The following is a 23,307-nucleotide window of genomic DNA, read 5'->3' on the forward strand; positions in this document are numbered from 1 at the left end:
GGAGCGATTACCATGTCTAAGTCACCAGGAAGTCTATTTCGTGACGCTGTCACCAATAATGACCCGCTACAAATTGTCGGCACGGTTAACCCTTATTGCGCAATGATGGCCAAAAATGTCGGTCATCAAGCAATTTACTTATCTGGTGGTGGCATAGCCAATGCCTCTTATGGGCTTCCCGACCTTGGCATTACAACACTTAATGATGTGTTGGTAGATGTAGAGCGAATTACCAACGCGTGTAACTTACCATTGTTGGTGGACATCGATACCGGCTTTGGTGGTGCATTTAATATTGCTAGAACGATTCGCTCTATGGAAAAAGCGGGCGCTGCGGCGGTACACATGGAAGATCAGGTCGCGCAAAAAAGATGTGGTCACAGACCCAACAAAGCCATTGTTAGTCAAGTTGAGATGGTAGATAGAATTAAAGCTGCTGTCGATGCTCGAAATGACGCGAATTTTGTCATTATGGCAAGAACAGATGCTTTGGCTGTAGAAGGTTTCGATAGAGCGTTAGAGCGTTCTATCGCCTGCATCGATGCTGGAGCAGATATGGTTTTTCCAGAAGCTATGTCGACACTGGAGCAGTACATTGCATTCTCAGGTGGCCTAAAAGAAGCAACGGGAAAGCATGTCCCCATTTTGGCGAACATTACGGAGTTTGGACAAACGCCGCTGTTTGGCTGTAACGAACTTGCTCAGTCTGGCGTGGATATGGTTTTGTATCCATTGAGCGCCTTTAGAGCGATGAACAAAGCAGCAGAGAATGTTTATCAGCATTTGTTAGTTCAGGGCAATCAAGAGGCACTTATTGCTGAGATGCAAACTCGTGCCGAGTTATACCAACATCTGAATTACCACAGCTATGAAGACAAGCTAGACCAGTTATTTGCAACGAAGTCTGACGACTAGTCTGCCATTTTTTAGAGATACTATATTTTACCAAAATCGAAGCTCAAGAAAGCTAATCCAATAACGTGAAACCGCTTTTTCAATTAGATCGAAAAGACAATGAAAAAGGAAGAGAAGGAGTTCAACATGCCAAACACAGCAATAGGTGGTGCGGGTCTGCGAGGACAAAGTGCCGGAACCACATCTTTATGTACAGTAGGTCAGACTGGTACAGGTCTAACATATCGTGGCTACGATATTACCGACTTGGCGAATTATGCTGAATTTGAAGAAGTCGCACACCTGTTATTAGTTGGCCATTTACCCACCCAACAAGAATTGGATCAGTACAAAACTAAATTGGTAAGCTTAAGAGGTTTGCCAAAAGCTTTAAAAGCGGCACTTGAATTGATTCCGGCAGATGCTCACCCGATGGATGTCATGCGCACAGGTTGTTCTGTATTAGGAAATCTAGAGCAAGAAGAGGATTTTTCTCAACAGCAACAAGCAACAGAACGAATGCTAGCATTGTTTCCAGCCATTATTTGCTACTGGTATCGCTTTAGTCATGACGGTATTCGAATCGATACCGAAGATCAGTCTGAATCGTGTATTGGTGGTTACTTCTTAAAAATGCTGACTGACAAAGCGCCTAATGAATTGCATAAGAAAGTCATGCACTGTTCACTCATTCTGTATGCCGAACATGAATTTAACGCTTCGACGTTTGCTGCGAGAGTTTGTGCGTCGACCTTATCTGATCTCCACTCGGCTATCACTGCCGCTATAGGAACGTTGCGTGGGCCACTGCACGGTGGGGCCAATGAAGCTGCTATGGCGATGATTGAAAATTGGGCGACACCTGACGAAGCCGAGTCGCACATACTTTCGATGTTAGCCAATAAAGAAAAGATCATGGGGTTTGGCCATGCGGTGTACAGAGAGTCTGATCCGAGAAATGCATTAATCAAGCGCTGGTCAAAAGAGCTCGCCGCCGATGTGGGAGATACCCAACTGTATGCAGTTTCTGAAAGAGTTGAATCAGTGATGAAGCGTGAAAAGGGGCTTTTCTGTAACGCAGACTTTTTTCATGCATCAGCGTACCACTTTATGGACATACCAACCAAACTTTTCACGCCCATCTTTGTTATGAGTCGCTTGACTGGTTGGGCTGCGCATGTGTTTGAACAACGAGCCAACAATCGCATTATTAGACCGAGTGCCGATTATGATGGACCCGAAGCGCAACAGTGGCTACCCATTGAGCAGCGTGGCTAGTTATTCTTTATTTCAATGAGTTAGCCGTGTGAAAGTGCCTTTGACACGGCTCCCCCCTCGACTTTTGGATAGTGATTATGAGCGACCAGCAATATAATTCTAAATACCGCAAGGTGTTACCGGGTAACAGGGCTGTGTACTATGACACAGAAACTGCTGTGAATAACATCGCCGATGACGCCTATAGGACGTTACCTTATACCTCCCGTATTCTCGCAGAAAATCTGGTTAGACGCTGCCCCCCCCATGAGCTTAATAACTGCTTGAAACAGATTGTTGATAGAAAACGTGACCTTGATTTTCCATGGTATCCAGCCAGAGTGGTGTGCCATGATATTTTGGGTCAGACGGCCTTGGTTGATTTGGCTGGACTACGAGATGCGATTGCAAAGCAAGGTGGCGATCCAGCAAAAGTGAATCCTGTTGTCGAGACTCAACTCATTGTTGATCACTCTTTGGCGGTAGAGCATCCGGGATTTGATAAAGATGCATTTGAGAAAAATCGCGCTATTGAAGAGCGCAGAAATAAAGACCGTTTTCATTTCATTGAGTGGTGTAAAACAGCGTTCAAAAATGTCAACGTGATACCAGCCGGTAACGGTATTATGCACCAAATCAACCTGGAGAAAATGTCTCCTGTGGTGCAATTAAAAGATGGTGTTGCCTTTCCTGACACTTGCGTCGGGACGGACAGTCACACACCACATGTTGATGCACTTGGCGTTATTGCAATTGGAGTCGGTGGTTTAGAAGCTGAAACGGTTATGCTTGGTCGCCCTTCGATGATGCGTTTGCCAGATATTGTAGGTGTGCGATTGCTTGGCAATCGTTGTGAAGGCATCACTGCCACGGACATTGTATTGTCGATAACAGAGTTCTTACGAAACCAAGGGGTGGTCTCTTCTTATCTTGAGTTTTTTGGAGAAGGTGTCAAAGCGCTTACCATTGGTGATCGTGCAACCATTTCGAATATGACACCAGAATACGGCGCCACGGCAGGTCTGTTCTATATCGATGAACAAACCATTAACTATCTTCGACTGACAGGCAGAGATGAGCAGCAGATCGCGTTAGTTGAAGAGTACGCCAAGCAAACCGGATTGTGGGCAGATGCGTTAGAGACAGCGCAATATGAGCGAGTCCTTGAGTTTGATTTATCAACAGTAGAGCGGAACCTTGCAGGCCCTTCTAATCCTCATCGTCGATTACCTACCGCTGAACTTGCTCAACGTGGGGTTGCGAGCACATGGGAACAGAAAGAAGGTGAATTACCCGATGGCGCGGTGATCATTGCAGCGATAACCTCGTGTACTAATACCAGTAATCCGCGGAATGTTGTTGCTGCGGGGCTGCTTGCTAAAAAGGCGAATCAATTAGGCTTGGTGCGCAAACCTTGGGTTAAAACATCTTTCGCACCAGGGTCGAAGGTAGCGAAACTGTATCTTGATGAAGCTGGGCTCCTGTCCGAGCTTGAATCGCTAGGGTTTGGAATCGTTGGTTATGCATGCACCACTTGTAACGGCATGAGCGGCGCGTTAGATCCGGCAATTCAACAAGAAATTATTGAGCGTGACCTTTATTCGACGGCCGTGTTGTCGGGCAACCGAAACTTTGACGGGCGTATCCATCCTTATGCAAAACAGGCATTTTTGGCTTCACCTCCTTTAGTTGTAGCTTATGCGCTGGCCGGAACCATACGTTTTGATATTGAAAAAGATCCCCTTGGTATAGATGCAAGTGGAAATCCTATTTACCTCAATGACCTCTGGCCAAGCGATAGTGAAATAGATGATGTCGTTAACCATCACGTTAAACCGTCTCAGTTTAACCAAGTCTACATCGAGATGTTTAAGTTGCATGACCAATCAGCAAGCTCAACTCCTTTGTATGACTGGCGCGAAATGAGTACGTATATTCGCCGTCCACCATATTGGGAAGGCGCATTAGCAGGCAAAAGAAGCCTTTCAGGAATGAGACCGTTAGCGGTACTTGGTGACAACATTACCACCGACCACTTATCACCATCGAATGCAATCCTTGCTAGCAGTGCAGCAGGTGAGTACTTAGCAAAAATGGGTTTGCCTGAAGAAGATTTTAATTCTTACGCAACTCATAGAGGGGATCATTTGACTGCTCAAAGAGCCACATTTGCGAATCCTAAATTACTCAATGAAATGGTGACCGAAAACGGAGAAGTTCGACAAGGATCGCTAACGCGCCTTGAGCCCGAAGGTAAAGTCGTCCGTATGTGGGAAGCGATTGAAACGTATATGGATCGCAAACAGCCACTTATCATTGTGGCAGGTGCGGATTATGGTCAGGGTTCTTCTCGTGATTGGGCCGCCAAAGGCGTCCGGCTTGCTGGTGTTGAAGCAATCGTTGCCGAGGGTTTCGAGCGCATACACCGTACCAACTTAGTTGGGATGGGCGTGCTGCCATTACAACTAAAACAAGGTGTTAGTCGAAAAACACTCAAGCTCGATGGTTCAGAGTTGTATGACGTTATGGGTGATATCGCGCCTGGTGTAGATTTGGCTTTGGTCATTACTCGTCGTAATGGTGAAAAAATCGATGTTCCAGTGACTTGTCGCCTGGACACCGCAGATGAAGTGCACGTGTATAAAGCGGGTGGTGTATTACAACGCTTTGCTCAAGATTTCCTTGCTAATTAAAGGATTAACCAATGAACAACAATATGGTGATTCGCGAGGTCTGCTTATGAAGGGCCATGTGCAGAAACAACTCAAAGTCGCAGCGACTTATATGCGAGGTGGAACCAGCAAAGGTGTATTTTTTCGGCTTGAAGATTTACCAGAGAACGCCAAACAAGCAGGCCAAGCAAGAGACGCGTTGCTACTTAGGGTGATAGGCAGCCCGGATCCTTATGGCAAACAAATTGACGGTATGGGAGGGGCGACGTCAAGTACCAGTAAGACGGTCATCGTGTCTAAAAGTAGTCGTGATGATCATGACGTTGACTATCTATTTGGGCAGGTTGCAATTGATAAACCGTTTGTTGACTGGAGTGGTAACTGCGGCAATTTGACAGCAGCGGTCGGTGCCTTTGCGATTCATAGTGGGTATATTTCTCAGCAGAAGCTGGAAAATACAGATATCGTAACAGTGCGTATTTGGCAAGCCAATATTAAGAAAACCTTAGTCGTTCGCGTACCAATATGCAATGGTGAGGTACTGGAAACTGGGGACTTTGAACTTGATGGTGTCTCTTTTCCCGCCGCCGAAATCGAAGTCGATTTTATCGCTCCCGCCGAGGGTGATGGCTCGATGTTTCCCACGGGTAATTTAATAGACGATTTATGGGTACCAGAATTGGGTTCCTTTAATGCAACCTTAATCAATGCAGGTATACCCACCATCTTTATCGAGGCTCAAGCACTTGGTTATTCGGGAGCTGAACTGCAAGATGACATTAATAACAGCGAAGAAGCCTTGCATCGCCTCGAGTTAATTAGGGCTTATGGCGCGCTTAAAATGGGTCTGATTAACGATATATCGGAAGCTAAATCTCGCCAGCATACGCCTAAAGTGGCGTTTGTTTCCAAACCCAAACACTATTTGTCATCAAGTGGTAAGCCTGTCGAGGCAGAAAATGTGGATTTACTCGTGCGGGCTATGTCTATGGGGAAATTGCATCATGCAATGATGGGAACAGCCGCTGTAGCCATTGCCTCAGCTGCGGCCGTTCCAGGTACATTGGTTAACCTCGCAGCGGGTGGCGGACAAAGAAATGTCATTACCTTTGGGCACCCATCGGGAACACTCAAAGTGGGGGCGAAAGCCAGAAATACTAAACAGGGCTGGACGGTTGAGCAAGCTACGATGAGCCGTAGTGCACGGATTTTAATGGAAGGAGCGGTCAGCGTACCGTTCGATACTATCAAATAAAATGACTTGCATACCGAGTTTTTGAAGTTGAGGAAATGGCGTTATGGAGTATCGCGCCGTTGAAGCCGAGCTGTAGCTTCAAGCATGACAGGTATATTGGAGGATACGTTATGTCTGCATATCAACACGAATACCAATTGGCAGAAAAAGAGCCGGAACACTTTTGGAAAACCCAAGCTAAAAAACTCGATTGGTTTGAGGAGCCGAAAACTATACTGGCAAAAGATGAAAACGGAATAGAACGCTGGTTTCCTGATGGAGTTCTTAATACTTGTTGGCTTGCGCTTGATTATCATTGTGAACATGGTCGAGGTGAGAAAACAGCGCTGATTTACGACTCACCGGTGACCCAAGTCAAGCGCCAGTATACGTACAATGAACTGCGCGATAAAGTGGCGAAGCTCGCTGGTATGTTAGCCCAAGAGGGCGTCCGAAAAGGCGATCGTGTGGTCATTTATATGCCGATGATCCCTGAAGCTGCGATGGCAATGTTGGCGTGTGCTCGAATAGGGGCTATCCATTCAGTTGTGTTTGGAGGGTTTGCACCAAATGAGTTGGCGGTACGTATCGAAGATGCAGAGCCTAAGGTTGTAATGACCGCGTCTTGTGGGATTGAGGTGAACAAAGTACTACCTTATAAACCCCTCATCGACAAAGCGATTATGGACAGCCGTTGGAAACCTGAAAAAGTGTTCCTCTATCAAAGGCCCGAATGTGAAGCAGCACTGAACCAAACTCGAGATATTGATTGGCGAACAGCTTGTGAAGTGGCCAAACCGCACCCTTGCGTTCCCGTCATGGCCACAGACCCACTATATATTCTTTACACATCAGGCACCACGGGAAAACCAAAAGGCGTAGTACGGGATAACGGTGGTCACGCTGTTGCCATGAAATACTCGATGCAGGCTGTTTACAATATGCCGCAAGATGGGGTTTTCTGGGCAGCATCTGACGTAGGTTGGGTTGTGGGGCATTCGTATATTGTTTATGCGCCTCTCATTCACGGTTGCACTTCGGTATTGTTTGAAGGTAAGCCTGTAAGGACGCCAGATCCCGGTTCATTTTGGCGTGTATGTGAAGAGTATCATGTTGATGTGTTGTTTTCAGCGCCCACAGCATTTCGTGCGATTAAAAAAGAAGACCCCAATGGTCTCGAATTGCAAAAATATGACTTAACAAGCCTGACTTCGATTTTTATGGCTGGTGAGCGTCTTGACCCGCCAACTTTAACCTGGGTAACCGAGCATGCGAAAAAGCCTGTTATTGACCACTGGTGGCAAACAGAAACAGGATGGGCGATTGCAAGTAACCCTGTAGGGATAGAACCTATGACGGTTAAAGCGGGGTCTGCGACTATGCCTTGTCCCGGTTTCAAGGTGGAGATCCTTAATGAGATTGGGGAGCCTGTTGGCGCTAACCAACAAGGTTTTGTTTCTTTGAAACGCCCCCTGCCACCAAGCTGTCTACCCACAGTTTGGCGTAATCATGATAGGTTTGAATCAGGGTATTTGAGCCAGTTTGAAGGCTATTACGTCTCGGGCGATGGTGGATACTTAGACGAAGATGGCTACTTATTTATCATGGGTAGGGTTGATGATGTCATTAACGTTGCTGGTCACCGCCTATCAACAGGTGAAATGGAAGAAATTGTCGGTGGTCATCCAGCCATAGCGGAATGTGCGGTAGTTGGCGTGCATGACGATTTAAAAGGTCAGCTACCACTTGGACTTGTTGTACTCAAAGATGGTGTGAAAATTGATTCATTGGATCTCGAAAACGAGCTCGTAGGCAAAGTTAGAGATGAAATAGGAGCGGTTGCGTGTTTTAAACATGCAATGGTGGTGGAAAGGTTACCAAAAACGCGTTCAGGCAAGATTTTACGTCGCGTTATTCGTCAAATAGCCGATGGAGAAACTTATACGGTACCGTCAACAATAGATGACCCAACCAGTCTATCGGAAATTGAAAAAGCACTTGGTTCTAATTAAACATAATAATCAACCAGCAAAGCCTATAGTCGGTGCTTTGCTGGTTTTTGCTTCCATAGGATAATGACTAGTTGTTAATCATTTCTTCAACAGCCAATGCACACATTGGCAGCAAAGCTAACAACCAAACAATCGATTCAATTTTAACGATTTCTATCAGGAGATCGTTCATCATTTTTGCGCAGCCTTCTTATTTCAAAAGTTAGCGCTATCAGGACTCCACCTATCAAGTACGCCAATATCAAGTGCTGTTTGTCCATAATGCACTGTTCGAGTATCTGTATTTCGTTGAGCATTTCTTAACCCTTATGTGGACACGCTTATAATATCGTTAAAGAAGGGAGCTAGGAAAATAGGACGTATTGATAATGGTGATACTTGACCGGAAATGGTGAACGATAGAGCATACTGGCAAGCATCTTAGATGTTAGTGGTCGTACGGCGTTTTGCTCATTGTCCAAAACTCCAGCACGTGAGCGGCTTCCTCACAAGACCCAAGCAAAATTTGATATTTGGGGTCGTACGGCTCGCCAATATACGTAGTACGAATTAATTGATTGGTTATTAGATCAACCTGAGTAACTACACGGCCTTTAAAGTTCTGGAAGATAACAAATTGATTACTCTCGTAAACAAGTTGTTCTTGATAGAACCAGAAGTGGTCTGCACTTCCTGAAAGTGAGCACTTCATGGGGGTCGCGCTTACGACTATTGAGTAACTAGCTAAAACACTTATGATGATAATTCGCCAAATCATACTCTTGCGTTGTCCTTGGTCGGTGAAAAAGTCCGCATGTTTAATAGTAATATGAAAAAGTATAGCTCTAAGAATAAATTGTATGGCACATTTGGCTTGCTAGGTGAGTATACAGGGACTTTTATTTGCAGTTCTCTGACAAAACCATCACACTGTGTATCCAAGCATGCCTGACTCCAACTGTCGTTGTAATCAATAATATAGTGCCATTATTTATGATGAACTTTACTATCCGTTCAGCTACTGATGCAGATTTAGAAACTCTCAATCATTTTATGTATTGCTTACATCAGTTTCATTACCAACATGTTCCAGAAGACTTCAAAACACCGGAAGAAGTGCAAGTTGAAAAGAGTATTGCTCTGTACCTAGAGTCACCAGATTGTCTTGTTCTTGTCGCCGAGTTAAAGGGACAAGTCATTGGCTTTGTGACCGGGCAGTTTTGCGAATTAGTATCACCGATAAGTAAATCCGTGTTGATGGGAAATATCGATGAGCTATTTGTAGTCGAACAGTTTCAACATTGTTCAGTTGCAACGGCATTACTTCAAGAGATGGAAAAACGATTAACTGAATACGGCGTTGCACAGGTCATGGTCGAAGTTTGGGACTTTAACCATGCTGCCAGGGGCTTGTATAAGAAAATGGGGTTTCAGCCTCATATTCATTGTTTACGAAAAAATACATCAAATAATTAGGTAGAATATTTTGCAAAGGTATTTGCGCACTTTATTGTTAGGGTTGCTAACTCTTCTTTCATCTCTTTCCTTCGCCCAAGAAAGCGTTATTGAGGCTAAGTCGCCAGATGAGAAGGTTCTGCGTGGTGCGTTATGTTTAATAAAAGCTGATCAACGATTATTGCTTGTCGATGAAATTATCACAAATAAGTTATCCCTCCCAGGTGGAACCATTTCTACTGGAGAATTTCCACAGCTTGCAGCGCAAAGAGAAACTTGGGAAGAGGCTGGTTTAGTCGTCTCGGTAGGGAAGGAACTGGGACGAACAGACAGTGCCATTATTTATCACTGTTTTTCTGACTCTGAGATTATTGCCTATAACAACAGTGCTAATGGTCGTGGTAATGACTTACCGATTTGGTTTGCTCCTCATTATGGTGTTGAAGTAAGAGGCGCTACACTGGTCAATCCGTACTATATTTCCAAGGAAAGCTACCGCTATCCAGCACAGTGGCAAGTCATTCAAGAGTTGTTTGAACAAGCAACTGATCAACCGGTGCGCTATGTTGATCAGCTTATTGAGCAAGCACCGCCATTGCGCCAACTGGAACTCAATTGGATTCAGAGTATACAAGGTGTTGTATTAAACTCTCCTAATTGGCTGAATGACATATTAGTGATGACAGGCAAGGTCATTGAGGTGATTTGTCATCCAATCTTTTTGATAATGTGTATTTCTTTGATTTATTGGAGCTTTGGTAAGGCCGTAACCTTAAAATTGTTCTTTGCGGTTAATGCTACGTCCTTGTTTGTTGTGGTTGCACAACAAGGATTTTCGATGCCAGTCCCTCATGCTTATATGCCCATGTTGAGTTTCTCAAATGGACAAGGATTTAGTTTTCCAGACTTGTACATGGCAAATTGGATCTGTTTTTCATGCATTTTTATACGTACAGTATCACCAAGGCACTCAATAAGGTTTGCTGTTATTAGTAGTACAGCTGCCTTATTGCTATCCTTTTTTATGTTTGTTACCGGCTCAGCTTTTATTACTGATTTGATTGTTGGTGCCATTTTAGGGGCATTAGTATCTTGGCACTTTATTCGTTTAGATGTTAGCCCTCTGGTTGGTGGCGAAGATCTTTTTTCACGCAAAAGGGTTTGGCTTGGCGTTATTTTGGTGACGTTAGTGTTACTCATCGTTTGGCCGTTCCCGACGTTCTTGTATTGGCTAGTTGCAAGCGCAGCAATGCTCGTCAATAGTGTGGTTTGGCGTAATCATTCACCTAATAACCAAGGAAAAGCGAGGGTATTCTCGTTGGTTGTTGTAGCTCTAGTCGCTGCGCTTTATATTGCCATTAAATCTTGGCTTTCTTTTAGTGGTCTGGGATCCATAGCCGTTTCTGTGGTTGCAATTTTTTGTTTGCTTGTTTTGCCTGTATCACTTGCAGAGCGTTGGGAACTCAAGCGTTAGCGCTGTTCTAAGTCGAGTTTAAATATAAAAAAAGAGCGACGTAAGACGTCGCTCTTTTGGTATCTGCTCTGTGATCATTGATCTTTTTGGCCGACGCCTCGATTTTCTTTTTGAGCCAGAGTGATTTTTCCAAACCCTAACTTTCTAAAGTGATTATCGCGATAATTTCTAACCGCTTTTGTATCGGAAATGGCTTCGATCTGTTGTTCCATACGAAGGAATTCGGTTAAGTCGATACCCTCTGCCTCAGCAACAGCTTCATGAATATTTCTGTGCTGCTGGTAGGAAAAAGTTAGCGTCTTTTCTTCTTCTTTGTATGTGTAAATGATAGTGCGAGCCATGTTAAATCTACCTATTTTAAATTTTGTCTAGATTCTGCCTTGAAGTGGGATGATTGTCACGTATTCTCCCTGTTTCACCGTATCAATATTGGGTGAGATTTCGATAAGGCAATTTGCTTCACTCATTGAGCGTAATATTCCAGAACCTTGTTTGCCCGTTAGCCTGACTTCAAGTTGCCCTGTGTTGTTATTCATCGAATAGACACCACGGCTAAATTCAGTTCGCCCTTGTCTTGAGCGAAGGTTTTCACTTGCTATCGCCGTTGCCTTAAAAGGCATAAAGTCAGTGACGCCTTGCATTTTTCGAATAGCAGGTTCAACGAAGTTGATAAATGAAACCATCACGGCGACAGGATTGCCAGGGAGGCCAAAAAACGGTTTATTGTTGATACTGCCGAAGGCGAGAGGTCGACCCGGTCTCATATTGATTCGCCAAAAATTGACATTCCCAGAGCGCTCTAACACATTCTTGATAAAATCAGCATCGCCAACAGACACACCGCCAGAGGTGATAATCAAATCAGCCGCATGGCTAGCCTGTTCGATAGCTTTTTCCATAACCATTTCGTCGTCTTCCAGTATACCTAAGTCGATGATCTCACAATCGAGTTTTTGTAAAATGGCTTTAATGGTAAAACGGTTAGAATCGAATATTGAATTGGCTTTAAGTTCGCTACCAGGGGCTTGTACTTCGTCTCCGGTAGAAAATACAGCGACTTTGAGTTTGCGTCTGACATTAACAGAGCCAAAGCCGAGTGAGGCTATCATTCCTAGCTCAGGTGCTTCAACAAGACACCCCTGTTCAAAGACTGTTTGCCCAACTTCAAGATCTTCGCCTGCTTGACGAACATTTTGTCCTTTGCTCGCTTTGGCCGAAAAAGAGACAGTGTCACCTTTAACTGTAGATTGCTCGCGCATAATAACCGTATCAGCACCTAAAGGAATTGGCGCGCCAGTCATTATCTGCACTGTTTCACCAGCACCAAGTTCTCCTTGGTAACTGTAACCTGCCATGACTGAGCCAACCAGTTTGAAATCATCGTGGTCAAGATCATCGCTACGCAGTGCGTAACCGTCCATTGCAGAGTTGGTGTACGCTGGTACGTTGATAGGAGAATGGATTGATTTAGCCAATACCCGACCATAAGCGTTATCAAGAGTGATTTCTTCACTGCTCGTTAGAGCATCAACACTTCGCAATATCTTTTGTTGCCCTTGCTCTACGGAAAGAAAAGCGGGCGATAGAGTATCGCAACAGACCGCAGGAGATGAGTTAACAATCGTAGATTGTTGCTGGACAACATATTGTTGAATAAATTGGCAAATAGCGTCTAAGTCGTTAATTTCAAGTGTAGGAATCTGAAGTTCAAGCTCACTGTCAGAAGCGACTGCAATGATGTTGTCATCACTAGGATACAGCCATGGTTTACCGACTTGTTGGCGATTGAGTTCAATTTTTGGAAAGGCGATGTTTTTACATCCTTCGACGAGAATCAAATCGAGAAGTTGATGATCAAACCGATTAATCAAATATTCAAAGTTTGCTTCTTCGTCTGGTGTTTCTGTCATTAGAGCATGGCGGTATCGAGAGGAGATAAGCATTTGACTCGCACCTGCTTTACGCAAACGGTAGCTGTCTTTGCCCGGCTTATCGACATCGAAATTATGGTGAGCATGTTTGAGAACACCAATTCGCAGTCCAGTGTCGGTTAACAAGGGGAGCAAGGCTTCTAACAATGTAGTTTTACCTGTACCACTGTACGCAGCAAACCCCAGGACAGGAATGTTTTTTACTTTAGTGATGGCCATAAACGGTCTTCTTTGTAGTTCTAGTTAGAGTGATTTTGTTGATACGACTGAAGCTCTTCCGGAGTATTCAAGTTAAGAAAACACTGTGGAAAATCTGAGAAATCGACGTATTTAGTGTTGCATTCGTTGTATAGGAGAATGATTTTCCGATCACCCCGGTCGAGAAAGGCTTCTAGCTTTGGCAATACCCGTTTGTGCATCATCGTAAATACTGGTTGATGAAAATCACCATCATGTGCAACCAAAATATCGCTGTCACTTTGTATTTGTGCGCAAAAGCGTCTCACTAGATCTGGATCTATATTTGGACAATCGCAAGGGACAAACCCAACCCAATCAGTCTGTGAGTGGATTAGGCCCGCGTGCATACCACCTAATGGACCAACATAATCTGGGTAGGTATCTTTAATCACAGGCGCATACTGGGAATATTGCTCAAAGTTTCTATTGGCATTAATAGAAATACGATCTGTCTGTGGTTTCATTATGGACAATACATGCTCAATAAGCGGCTTTGAATTAAGCTCTATTAGTCCTTTATCACTGCCACCCATGCGGGAGGCTTGCCCTCCAGCTAAAATGACCCAACTAGTCTGAGTAGGAAGCAACATATGTACTCTCTTGGTTTATTTCATTTTTATTAATGACTTGCAATAGGGTTGATTCTACCAAGGTACAATCTTTGATCCACCACTGTTTGTGGCAAAGTTGTGTCAGGGCATTAGATTGGTGACTTGTAACGACAATACTGGATCCCAAACTCAATAGGTTTTGAGCCAAAACGACCAATCTATCGATAGATTCTTGATCGAGTGATGCACTAGGTTCATCCATCAGAAGAATGGATGGTTTCATAATCCATGCTCTTGCCATAGCGACTCGTTGCTTTTCACCTCCAGACAACACAGATACGTGCTCATGAGCTAACGTTTCTAAGCCAACCATCCGTAGCGAATTTATGACCGAAGCACGTCTTTTCTGTTCACAAAGCTTATTAAAACGGATCCCGTAGACCACGTTTTGGTATACGGTTGCGTCAAATAGGTAAGGGGATTGATGCAGATAAATCACATCTTTTCTACCGCTGTTTTTTAGCCAACCAAGGCGTTGCTTGGGCAGTTTAGGTGAAACGTCCCCTGACGTGGGTATTATAAGGCCGGCGAGTATTTTGAGTAATGTGGTTTTACCAACACCGTTATCACCTTTAAGATACACAGCTTCATTGGGACCAATGCAAAGGTTAGGGATATGAAAGAGCACTTTCTCTCGAAAGCGCATTGAAATCTGATTGGCTTGCAGTTGTATTGTCATAGATGGAAGGTCTTCCTTACGCACAACTCTAATTAATGATTATATCTGAGAAATCTCGACTTGCAGGTTTGCAATGTTTATCTGGGGAACCGAATTATTGTCACTTAACAGCCATTAACTTCTTAAAACGCCTTTCCCTCGGATCGAAGACAGTGTGAAGTTTAAAAATAGTGCGAGGACCAATAAAACAATCCCAAGAGCTACGCCTTGTGAAAACGCTCCTTTATGGCTTTCCATTGCGATGGCGGTCGGGATATTTCGGGTTAGCCCCATAATGTTTCCGCCAACCATCATCGAGCAACCAACTTCGGTAATGATCCTTGAAAACCCCGCAATCACTGCTGCTGTAAGTGGAAATCGCGATTCCCAGACCAAGGTGCAAAAAACCCGAGTTTTCGAGACGCCAAGAGTGACCGCTGTTTCAAGTGCTCTTTTATCGGAACTTTGTAATGCCCCGTGCATCATCGATACCAATACTGGAAAACAAATCAGCATTTGACCGATGATCATTGCCTTTTGGGTAAAAAGCATCTGCCAATCCCCAAGAGGACCGGATCTTGAAAGCATCATGTAAAGCAAAAGCCCAATAACAACGGTAGGGATGGCTTGTAGAGTGTTCACTAAAGACAGTAGCGCCCACTTGCCCCAGAAGTCTGTGTATGCCAGAAAAAAAGAAGCTATGACCGCGGGGATCGTGACGATAGAAATCGAAGAAACAGAAACACTAAATGAAACCGCGACTATTCTCCAAAGGTCGGGGTCAAAACTAAATAGCAGGCTCAATGCCTCTATGGTTGTCTCAGTGATGCTCATTTATTTACCTGCTCACTCAGCATTGGCGACAAAGAGTTGCTGATCCATTTTGCGATAGCTATTTATCATCTTCTGCCCCTTTTTTGAGACCAACCAATTACTGAGCGCCTGAGCACCCTCAACATTAATATCTGAATAACGCTTAGGGCTAACCAAAATTACTTGATAAGGATTAAAAAGATGTTCATCGCCTTCGAATAAAATCGCGAGATCTAACTTTGCCTGATAGGCGAGCCATGTGCCTCGGTCTGTCATAGTATAGCCCTGTATTTCAGAGGCCATGTTTAGAGTTGGGCCCATACCTTGGCCTACGGAGCGATAACCCGGAAATTCAGGCGCTATCTGGGTCTGATCCCAGATTTGTAATTCTTTAATATTTGTTCCAGAGTCGTCCCCTCGAGATACAAAAAGCGCGTTTTTATTGGCAATTCTAGAAAACACATCTTTTATCGATGACGACTGACTTACGTTTGCAGGGTCATTTTTGGGGCCGACGATGACAAAGTCGTTGTACATGACTTTTCGTGGTTGAATACCATAACCCGCTTCCACAAAGCGAGCTTCAGCTTCTGGAGCATGGGTCATAACGATATCCACATCGCCATTTTGTCCCATTTTTAATGACTTTCCAGTACCCGCAGCAATAACGTCTATTTGATAGCCAGTGTCTATAGTGAAGCTTGGTAACAGGTAATCTAGCAACCCAGAATGATAAGTACTGGTTGTAGTCGCAAGTCGCACTCGTTCTACGGTGTGCTCATTAGCCACGACAGGTGCAGTAATAATGCTGGCGGTTAACAGTAATAGCTGGGGAAGTTTCATCTTAAGTATCCGTATTTTCTAATTATTTATACAGTGTAACGATACACTTGGAACTAGATAAGCAAAGACAATGCCACATTTTTAGTTAAAAAACGTCCTAATTAGCAGCAATTCTTCAATTATTTAACTATAACAAAGTATAAATAGTTGAAGTGAGACAAAATGTCGCACTATAAATAAGGATATTTTAATTAAGATTGGTACACTCTGTCCCATATTACAAAAGCTTAGAAAGGAATGACGTTTATGGATCCTAAAAGCGGCACTTCAGCACTCCCGGCGAGTTCGGCTTACCTTGCATTTTCTGTTTTGATCGTTGATGACGAAGTCGGCATGCAAACCATTTTAAAAAAAGCGCTGAGTAAGAGCTTTGGTCATGTCGAGACAGCTGGAAGTGTCGAGCAAGCTGAGCTGCTGAGACAAAGTACCCATTTTGACTTGATTATTTTAGACATCAACCTTCCAGGCCGTTCTGGTATTGAGTGGGAAGAAGCCTTTAATGATATAGAGCGTAAAGTTGACGTCATATTTATGACCGGTTACGCCGATCTTGAGGTTGCGATCAGCGCCCTTAAATTAGGAGCGTCCGATTTTATTCTAAAGCCCTTTAACCTCGAACAAATGCTCCGCGCAGTAAAACGTTGTATGGACAAACGGGTGGCAGAGCGGGTAAATACGGCGCTTAATCACGACATTAGCAGACATATTAATAAAGAGATGATCGGGACATCAGAAAAGACGAAGCAATTGAAACAGCTGATGGCTCAGTTTGCCCCCTCAAGAGCCTCTGTTTTGATCGAAGGTGAATCAGGCACTGGTAAAGAGTTAGTCGCAAGGGGGATTCATAAGCTCAGCGAACGTGAGGGACCTTTTGTCGCGATCAATTGTGCCGCTTTATCTCCAGAGTTATTGGAAAGCGAGTTATTTGGGCACGCCGCTGGTTCATTTACTGGCGCAAAGAAAAGTCGTGAAGGGCTGTTTCGTGTCGCTAGTGGTGGAACCTTGTTTCTCGACGAAATCGGCGAAATGCCTATGTCTATGCAATCATCTCTACTACGCGTATTAGAGCAGCGTACTGTACGCCCTGTAGGTAGCGAGAAGGAGGTTAGTGTCGACGTTAGAGTCGTCGCTGCAACAAACCGAAATCTGCAAGAGGAGGTTAACGTAGGGTGCTTTCGCCAAGATTTATTCTATCGCCTCAATGTACTAAAGATTGATGTTACTCCACTTAGAGAACGTAAGGCTGATATTAATGATTTACTGCCGTATTTCACGCGAATTTTATCCAAAGACCTGGCGATTGAAGAACCAAAGTGGGCACACGAAGATATTCAAGCTGTACAAGACTATGACTGGCCAGGAAACATCCGCGAACTAAAGAACATGATTGAACGTTGCTTGCTTCTTGGTTCGACACTTGCTCGACATTTCAACGAGTTGTCAGGTAGTCATCGAAACACTACGATAAACTTAAGTGTTAATGATATTGCTTCGATGCCAGCGGTAGAGTCATCTCAAGAAGCAAAGTTTGGTTACCCAAACTCCTGGTCATTGAAGGACGTTGAGAAAAATCACATTCAACAGGTTGTGAGTTATTACGATGGGAATAAATCGGCGGCTTCGAGAGAGTTAGGTGTCGCTCGAAAAACACTCGAACGAAAATACAAAGAGTGGCAAGAGGAAACCATCTTGGATGAATAGCCAATTTCGACAAAAATGGCACTATCGAGCAAAATCGATGGTGCGTTACCGATTATTGTTACTGACCTCAGCCCCGATACTAATGACGCTCATTGCGCTGTTTGGCATCACAGCGTATTGGTCTGTCCACTATACCTGGCAAAGTGCATTGGTTAATCTGAACGACCGCCTTAATATCGTTGCCGATAAAATTGATACACTCCAGTTGAGCCAGTTTCGACAAGTTCAAGCATTTTCAGATTCTTACGAATTTAGGACTCGCTTCCAGTATATTCAATCTGATCAGGAGTTCGATGACTGGGTCACCTCGCAGCGTCATCGATATAATCTCGATTATTTAAGGTGGATTCCTGCAAGTTCTAAAAGGATTAGAGAAACTTATAGCAACATGGCAGTAACTCATTCATTTTTTGATGTGTTATCGCCAAAGGACGTCAGTGACATAGACAGAGTATTAGCGGATCAAGCAGAAGTCACAGTCCAACAAACTCATCGAAAAGAGCTGCGAGCCTTTATCAGTCGTTCGGTTGTTGCCATTTACGATGAAAATAGTCACTTGGTCGGTTATTTAGATGGCGGTGTCTTGCTTAATAATAACATGACACTGGTGGATGACATTCGAGACACCATCTACCCATCAAATGGACAGGGAAACCATCTAAAGGGTACTGTCACTATATTCTTAGATGATCTACGCATTGCGACGAATGTACCCATTAATAACAATAATTCTGAGTTACGTGCGCTCGGTACGACGGTCTCTGATGAAGTCAAACACGATGTATTAACACAAGGAAATACATGGGTCGATAAAGCCTATGTTTACGATAGTTGGTACATTGCCGGTTACAAACCTATTGTCGATCTCAATCATAATGTCATTGGTATTTTTTATACTGGGTATTTGGTGTGGCCACTAATAAAAACCTACTTAACTAACATTGTTGAGGTAAGCATCATTATTATCGGTGTGCTGTTTATCTCCGGCGTATTAGCTTATCGAGGCGCTCGCGATCTATTTAGACCCATAGAGAGAATCCATCGTGTGGTTAAAATGGTTCAACTTGGAAAAGACGACGAGCGTATTGGCGACTTGGGCCTCGATGATAAGCATGAGCTCAGCCAATTGGCGCTGCAGTTTGATAATATGCTGAATAAATTACAGTATAGGAACCACCAGATCCAACAAGCTGCAAATGAGCTTGAAGAGAAAGTAAGTTCGCGTACTGCCAGTCTAAAAGACAAAACTGCGCAGTTAGAACACCACATTAAGCTTCTTAACCAAACAAGGGATAAGCTTGTCGTCCATGAAAAACTCGCTGCCTTGGGTGAGCTAACCGCAGGTATTGCCCATGAAATTAATAACCCAACAGCGGTAATATTGGGTAATGTTGAGTTGATTAAGTTTGAACTCAATAACGATCTTGATTGCGTTCAAGAAGAAATAGATACGATTTTGGAACAAATCGATCGGATCAGAAATATCACTCGAAGCCTATTGCAATACAGTCGGCATGGTGGTGTTCAAGATCAGGTTACATGGCAACATGTTAACCCTATCGTTGATGAGAGCGTCACACTTGTCAGAACAGGTTCAAAGAAAAAGAAAATAGACTATGTCATTGATCTACATGCTACGACACCCGTAGAAATCAACCGAAATCAGTTACTGCAAATTCTGGTTAACTTACAAATGAACGCAATACACGCGATGCAAGGTGAAGGTCGACTAACGGTATTGAGTGAAGATTGGATAGAAGAGGGTGAATCTATCGGGGTACTGATCCACGTTATCGATGAAGGTTGTGGGATTTCTCCAGAGAACTTAAAGCGTATTTTTGACCCATTTTTTACGACCAGAAGAGAGGGAACAGGATTAGGTCTCTCGGTTTCTCAAAGTATTCTGAGCCAAACAGGCGGAGAAATTACGGTTTCATCTGAACTTGGTAAAGGAAGCCAGTTCACCATACGTTTGCCCCACAAAGCAGAGCACCAGACATTAGTGATGTGCCATTAGCGAGCCTTGGGCATAGCACTACGAGTTTGATATGGCGATCTGAGGCGGTTTGATCCCGTTGGTTTTGAACTGCTCCATAACGCGCAGTGTAATGTCGGTTTCAAATAGCTTCTCGTAGCCTGTATCCACAACATACGCTTTGCAGGTAAGTTGGATGGCGAGGTAATTATCGGTGATTACCTGCTTAACCAATACAACGACGGGTTTAGGCAGGTGAATATAACGACTTGATGAAGCAGCCTCTTGAATTAGATTTCGAGCCAGTACGATATCCTCATTCAATCCAATGTAAAAAGGTATCACGACCTGCATATCAAGAGCCCCGTAATTGCCACTCACAGTCACTTCATTGAGAAACTTATTGTTGGGGATAGTAATGATGTCATCTGAGAGCGTCCTCATTCTAACCGACCTTAGCCCAATTGTAATAATATCGCCGTAATTACCCTCAAACGTGACGCGGTCACCTACCTGAAAGGGGCGATCTATCATGACCGTCATACCAGCGATAAAGGAAGCGGCTAAATCTTTAAGAGCAAAGCCTACTGAAACGGCCAGGGTGCCCCCAATGAGGGCCAGGATGTGGTCGTTGATTCGAAAGCTCAGCATGAACACAATGAGACCGGCTGTCATGTAGATGAAAAACTGAAGGAATGACTGCATTTTTTGCATTAGCATTCGATACTGAGCGAATTGGCTACCAAAACTTTCAACCATCGAGCTGATAAATTTTATTAATAACCAGGTTCCGGCCATAATAAAGACACTGAAGAATACGCCTGACCAACGAATCAAATTGGTAAATTGCGTGATATTCTCTACGGTCGAAGATCCTTCTTCTGCGTGAACGTTTAGAGGTATTAACAGTACAACCAATAGGTAAAGAGTGTATTTCATCATCATGTTATTTCACCAGTAAATGTTGACGGTCGAGTACGTTGGTAATATGCCTAAACCAATGGTCGGAAATCCGCGCTTTCTCCTCTGCCCACTCAATAAACCCCCGGCTTTGAAAGTAACGCAATACACCGATGACCTCGGCAATACTCAGCTGAGTACATTCTGACAAATCCTCAGGAGAAGCGATTTCTAATTGCACGATTGACCTAAGAACAGCAAGCATTGGCTTTGGCATTTTTTCCAGCTCTTCAGATACCGGAGCGTTGAACAGGCGCACGACTACTTTGCCATTTTCTTTGTGCTTTCTAATCGAAAGCCTAAAAAAGCGTAACGCGACAGTAGGGTTACCATCTGAGTAGTGCCATAAGATTCGATAAAAACCTTGCTTGGCACGCTCTTCCTCCGTTTCGCTATCATTATCCCATTGCTTGGGGACGACGAGACCGTCGAAGCTGACAGGGTATTTAACGTTTTGATTTATTCTTGAATCGAATAATTGCCGGATCTGTTGTTCATTCCAACGAGGCATGAAAGTCACCCAATCGAACAGCAGTCGTTCTCCACGCGAGCGATCAACAAAGCGCCAACTTGATTTTTCTATGGATAGTATGGCGCGGTGATTTTTCTTGGAGCGGCGCAGTAAGTTGGTTAGTTTGATCAAATCTGCCAGCCCTCCCACTTTGGGTTTGACTAACCTTTGGCAATTATCCAGAGCAATCAAATAAGTCGTTTCACTTTTCCTTAGATGATTTAGTATTTTGATATCACTAGTGTCTTCTTCAAGACCTATACTCACAGCAAGATGAACGAGAAGAGCGTTGTAACCGGAGTAGGGGCAATTGAGGTAAACGGGCTCAGCATTTTTGGCTTTGTGGAGGATCTGTTTAAGTAAACGTGTAGTACCAACACCGCGTTCGCCACTAACGACACAAATTGCCGGACTGTCGGTTAATAAATAGTGGCATAACTGATTTAGTTCATCCTTAGCGTAATCAACGATTGGACTGAAATCATTACCAGGCAGAATGTAATCAAAAGCTTCGTTTCCTTTGATCCGGACAAGGTTCTTTTGTTCGTCTTGAGAGCTCGATTGCTTTGCAACTTCAATTTTAAATAAGTAAGTAAGTGCTTGATTGAAAGCGGGAATGGCGGAAAGAAAACCAATAAGTCTATGTTGGGTGTGATGGATGACTAGCCATAGCATAGCGATGGCGCTCGCAACAATGCCGAGTAACCAACTGTCTTTGTTACCTTCCGCCCAAGTGACATAAACGGGCTTGTCGGTAATACGACTTAGTGAAGCAAAAACGGTAGATTTCCAAAGTAGCAGTATCGAAAGGGTTATCAATGCAAACCAAAAGGTCACAAAACTGGAAATCCAAAAATAAATAGTGCCTTTACCGAGCGTTTGCGCCGAGATTTGTAGTACTAAACCAGCAACCATAAAGCTCCATACATAACGGCGAACTGTAGATAGGCGTAACTGCACAATTTGTTTGGTCACACTGCGGCTATTTCGGTGAATAAACTCCAAAATGAAGCTGATAGCAATAGCACCACCTAACACCCACCAGGTAATGATCTCCAAAAAGATGAGTTGCGACAAGGCATCAAGTTCGGCCAAAATTCGCAAAGACAGGGTGAGGGCGATTAACCACGCGATGGCACGACCGGCACGGCCGATATACCATATCACCTTCATCCAAAGTGGTGGCGCGGTTGTGCGATTCTTAACAAGCTCTCGATATTGATCATAAAGGCGTGAGTGATTAGCTAACCACCACATCAAAGCCAAATAAATAGCGAATACCTTTAGTCCCGCCCATATGACAGGTATAGGCGAGATAAACAGATCGGTAATGAGTGCCTTTAGGCTACGAACCTGAAGGTAAATAAAATATTCAACATTCAGACGGCTAATGCGCCACTCTTGTGTAAATTGCTGAACACCGCGAGGACCAAAACCAGTTAGCTCATCCCTAAAGCGCGAAGGCGCCAGTTCAAGCAAGCGTTGCTTACTTTGACTTAGGCTAGTTAGCGTTAGATACTCAATACGCACAAGGTGCCATTGTTCATCCGTCATCTCCTTTCTGTAGCGCTCAAGAGCCAAACCATAATTGTCTATTTCCCGATTTTGAGCAGCCAAAGTCGCATTGAGCAGTTGTTCTACCTTGCGACTATCGGTCTCTGTAAAAAATAGTCGAGAGGGTAGCGATTCAATCGCATCACTAATTTTTATTGCCGTATCACCAACTTTTGGGCCTGAATCTTCCTCATACTGCCAATCAGCAACAGCGAATGATGGGTAAATCCCAAATAGTACGACAAGAAAGCACAAGAAATATCTCATATGAGTCAACTAACTTATTGATAACTTGAGGTAAGTGTAGCCGTGTGTTCCATAAAGTGCGTAATAACAGATAAATTGACCGTCAGCTAACGAAGTCGGTATCCGTGAGGGCAAGATTTATTTATATTTTTCATGGTGATAGCTAGGAAACCCTTTAGCTTCAAGTTCTCAAAACTACTAAGCGCACAATTTTGCCGCAAAGAAGTGGATAATTAATGTGCATATGATTGGCTTTAAAGCTTGCAACTGAGGCTTGTAGACTGTAG

18 protein-coding genes are annotated in these 23,307 nt (G+C 43.9%); 9 read left to right on the forward strand and 9 right to left on the reverse strand.

Annotation, left to right across the window (positions count from 1 at the left end; translation table 11 throughout):
* The first annotated feature begins 12 nt into the window (after nucleotides 1-12).
* The 5 genes from prpB to LNL84_RS06855 all read left to right on the forward strand — a co-directional run bounded on the left by prpB (nucleotide 13) and on the right by LNL84_RS06855 (nucleotide 8,069).
* Nucleotides 13-915, forward strand: coding sequence for a methylisocitrate lyase (gene prpB, locus LNL84_RS06835; RefSeq protein ID WP_244356189.1), 903 nt, complete (start codon nucleotides 13-15; stop codon nucleotides 913-915).
* A gap of 126 nt (nucleotides 916-1,041) precedes the next feature.
* Nucleotides 1,042-2,172 carry a bifunctional 2-methylcitrate synthase/citrate synthase gene (prpC, locus tag LNL84_RS06840; RefSeq protein WP_244356191.1) on the forward strand — a complete coding sequence of 377 codons (1,131 nt, stop codon included), beginning with the start codon at nucleotides 1,042-1,044 and terminating at the stop codon, nucleotides 2,170-2,172.
* Nucleotides 2,173-2,249: 77 nt separating this feature from the next.
* Nucleotides 2,250-4,844: a Fe/S-dependent 2-methylisocitrate dehydratase AcnD gene (acnD, locus tag LNL84_RS06845; protein WP_244356193.1), complete on the forward strand. Its 2,595-nt coding sequence runs from the start codon at nucleotides 2,250-2,252 to the stop codon at nucleotides 4,842-4,844.
* A gap of 46 nt (nucleotides 4,845-4,890) precedes the next feature.
* Entirely contained in the window at nucleotides 4,891-6,078 is a 1,188-nt protein-coding gene (prpF, locus tag LNL84_RS06850; RefSeq protein ID WP_244356197.1) for a 2-methylaconitate cis-trans isomerase PrpF, read from the forward strand.
* 110 nt (nucleotides 6,079-6,188) lie between these two features.
* Nucleotides 6,189-8,069 carry a propionyl-CoA synthetase gene (locus LNL84_RS06855; RefSeq protein ID WP_244356199.1) on the forward strand — a complete coding sequence of 627 codons (1,881 nt, stop codon included), beginning with the start codon at nucleotides 6,189-6,191 and terminating at the stop codon, nucleotides 8,067-8,069.
* Between the two features lie 427 nt (nucleotides 8,070-8,496).
* On the opposite strand, the gene LNL84_RS06860 is transcribed toward LNL84_RS06855, so the two are convergent.
* Nucleotides 8,497-8,826 carry a hypothetical protein gene (locus LNL84_RS06860; RefSeq protein WP_244356201.1) on the reverse strand — a complete coding sequence of 110 codons (330 nt, stop codon included), beginning with the start codon at nucleotides 8,824-8,826 and terminating at the stop codon, nucleotides 8,497-8,499.
* A gap of 218 nt (nucleotides 8,827-9,044) precedes the next feature.
* Here LNL84_RS06860 and LNL84_RS06865 point away from each other — a divergent pair, with 218 nt between their 5' ends.
* The gene (locus tag LNL84_RS06865; RefSeq protein WP_244356617.1) at nucleotides 9,045-9,524 is read left to right on the forward strand and encodes a GNAT family N-acetyltransferase; all 480 of its coding nucleotides are present in this window, start codon (nucleotides 9,045-9,047) and stop codon (nucleotides 9,522-9,524) included.
* 10 nt (nucleotides 9,525-9,534) lie between these two features.
* Complete coding sequence (locus LNL84_RS06870) at nucleotides 9,535-10,977, forward strand: NUDIX hydrolase (RefSeq protein WP_244356203.1); 1,443 nt, start codon at nucleotides 9,535-9,537, stop codon at nucleotides 10,975-10,977.
* A 74-nt stretch (nucleotides 10,978-11,051) separates the two neighbouring features.
* Here LNL84_RS06870 and LNL84_RS06875 read toward each other — a convergent pair whose 3' ends face one another.
* From LNL84_RS06875 to LNL84_RS06900, 6 genes are all read right to left on the reverse strand, one after another.
* Nucleotides 11,052-11,318: a DUF2960 domain-containing protein gene (locus LNL84_RS06875; protein WP_244356205.1), complete on the reverse strand. Its 267-nt coding sequence runs from the start codon at nucleotides 11,316-11,318 to the stop codon at nucleotides 11,052-11,054.
* Between the two features lie 27 nt (nucleotides 11,319-11,345).
* Nucleotides 11,346-13,121, reverse strand: coding sequence for a bifunctional molybdopterin-guanine dinucleotide biosynthesis adaptor protein MobB/molybdopterin molybdotransferase MoeA (locus tag LNL84_RS06880; protein ID WP_425244291.1), 1,776 nt, complete (start codon nucleotides 13,119-13,121; stop codon nucleotides 11,346-11,348).
* A 26-nt stretch (nucleotides 13,122-13,147) separates the two neighbouring features.
* Nucleotides 13,148-13,738, reverse strand: coding sequence for a molybdenum cofactor guanylyltransferase MobA (mobA, locus tag LNL84_RS06885; RefSeq protein ID WP_244356209.1), 591 nt, complete (start codon nucleotides 13,736-13,738; stop codon nucleotides 13,148-13,150).
* Nucleotides 13,716-14,438, reverse strand: coding sequence for an energy-coupling factor ABC transporter ATP-binding protein (locus LNL84_RS06890; protein WP_244356211.1), 723 nt, complete (start codon nucleotides 14,436-14,438; stop codon nucleotides 13,716-13,718). Before LNL84_RS06890 ends, mobA begins: the two co-directional genes overlap by 23 nt.
* Before the next feature lie 114 nt (nucleotides 14,439-14,552).
* Nucleotides 14,553-15,251, reverse strand: a complete 699-nt coding sequence (locus LNL84_RS06895; protein ID WP_244356213.1) for an ABC transporter permease — start codon at nucleotides 15,249-15,251, stop codon at nucleotides 14,553-14,555.
* 12 nt (nucleotides 15,252-15,263) lie between these two features.
* Nucleotides 15,264-16,073 carry an ABC transporter substrate-binding protein gene (locus LNL84_RS06900; RefSeq protein ID WP_244356215.1) on the reverse strand — a complete coding sequence of 270 codons (810 nt, stop codon included), beginning with the start codon at nucleotides 16,071-16,073 and terminating at the stop codon, nucleotides 15,264-15,266.
* Between the two features lie 246 nt (nucleotides 16,074-16,319).
* On the opposite strand from LNL84_RS06900, the gene LNL84_RS06905 reads away from it, so the two are divergent.
* Nucleotides 16,320-17,774 (forward strand): sigma-54-dependent transcriptional regulator, encoded by a 1,455-nt coding sequence (locus LNL84_RS06905; protein WP_244356217.1) that lies wholly within the window; start codon nucleotides 16,320-16,322, stop codon nucleotides 17,772-17,774.
* A complete protein-coding gene (locus LNL84_RS06910; protein WP_244356219.1) occupies nucleotides 17,767-19,791 on the forward strand; it encodes a sensor histidine kinase in 2,025 nt (674 codons plus the stop codon). The genes LNL84_RS06905 and LNL84_RS06910 overlap by 8 nt, the downstream gene beginning before the upstream one ends.
* 18 nt (nucleotides 19,792-19,809) lie before the next feature.
* Here LNL84_RS06910 and LNL84_RS06915 read toward each other — a convergent pair whose 3' ends face one another.
* Both LNL84_RS06915 and LNL84_RS06920 read right to left on the reverse strand, forming a co-directional pair.
* Nucleotides 19,810-20,688, reverse strand: coding sequence for a mechanosensitive ion channel family protein (locus LNL84_RS06915; protein ID WP_244356619.1), 879 nt, complete (start codon nucleotides 20,686-20,688; stop codon nucleotides 19,810-19,812).
* A gap of 7 nt (nucleotides 20,689-20,695) precedes the next feature.
* A complete protein-coding gene (locus tag LNL84_RS06920; protein WP_244356221.1) occupies nucleotides 20,696-23,041 on the reverse strand; it encodes an AAA family ATPase in 2,346 nt (781 codons plus the stop codon).
* Nucleotides 23,042-23,307 lie beyond the last annotated feature (266 nt).

The sequence above is a fragment of the Vibrio gelatinilyticus genome (assembly GCF_022836845.1).
Taxonomy (GTDB): domain Bacteria; phylum Pseudomonadota; class Gammaproteobacteria; order Enterobacterales; family Vibrionaceae; genus Vibrio; species Vibrio gelatinilyticus.

Excerpts from the sequence above, each read along its gene's own strand:
- LNL84_RS06890 (WP_244356211.1), bottom strand. The coding sequence starts at position 14,438 with ATGACAATACAACTGCAAGCCAATCAGATTTCAATGCGCTTTCGAGAG.
- LNL84_RS06900 (WP_244356215.1), bottom strand. The coding sequence starts at position 16,073 with ATGAAACTTCCCCAGCTATTACTGTTAACCGCCAGCATTATTACTGCA.
- LNL84_RS06905 (WP_244356217.1), top strand. The coding sequence starts at position 16,320 with ATGGATCCTAAAAGCGGCACTTCAGCACTCCCGGCGAGTTCGGCTTAC.
- LNL84_RS06895 (WP_244356213.1), bottom strand. The coding sequence starts at position 15,251 with ATGAGCATCACTGAGACAACCATAGAGGCATTGAGCCTGCTATTTAGT.
- LNL84_RS06875 (WP_244356205.1), bottom strand. The coding sequence starts at position 11,318 with ATGGCTCGCACTATCATTTACACATACAAAGAAGAAGAAAAGACGCTA.
- LNL84_RS06915 (WP_244356619.1), bottom strand. The coding sequence starts at position 20,688 with ATGAAATACACTCTTTACCTATTGGTTGTACTGTTAATACCTCTAAAC.
- prpB (WP_244356189.1), top strand. The coding sequence starts at position 13 with ATGTCTAAGTCACCAGGAAGTCTATTTCGTGACGCTGTCACCAATAAT.
- mobA (WP_244356209.1), bottom strand. The coding sequence starts at position 13,738 with ATGTTGCTTCCTACTCAGACTAGTTGGGTCATTTTAGCTGGAGGGCAA.
- LNL84_RS06865 (WP_244356617.1), top strand. The coding sequence starts at position 9,045 with ATGAACTTTACTATCCGTTCAGCTACTGATGCAGATTTAGAAACTCTC.
- acnD (WP_244356193.1), top strand. The coding sequence starts at position 2,250 with ATGAGCGACCAGCAATATAATTCTAAATACCGCAAGGTGTTACCGGGT.
- LNL84_RS06910 (WP_244356219.1), top strand. The coding sequence starts at position 17,767 with ATGAATAGCCAATTTCGACAAAAATGGCACTATCGAGCAAAATCGATG.
- LNL84_RS06860 (WP_244356201.1), bottom strand. The coding sequence starts at position 8,826 with ATGATTTGGCGAATTATCATCATAAGTGTTTTAGCTAGTTACTCAATA.
- prpC (WP_244356191.1), top strand. The coding sequence starts at position 1,042 with ATGCCAAACACAGCAATAGGTGGTGCGGGTCTGCGAGGACAAAGTGCC.
- prpF (WP_244356197.1), top strand. The coding sequence starts at position 4,891 with ATGAAGGGCCATGTGCAGAAACAACTCAAAGTCGCAGCGACTTATATG.
- LNL84_RS06920 (WP_244356221.1), bottom strand. The coding sequence starts at position 23,041 with ATGAGATATTTCTTGTGCTTTCTTGTCGTACTATTTGGGATTTACCCA.
- LNL84_RS06855 (WP_244356199.1), top strand. The coding sequence starts at position 6,189 with ATGTCTGCATATCAACACGAATACCAATTGGCAGAAAAAGAGCCGGAA.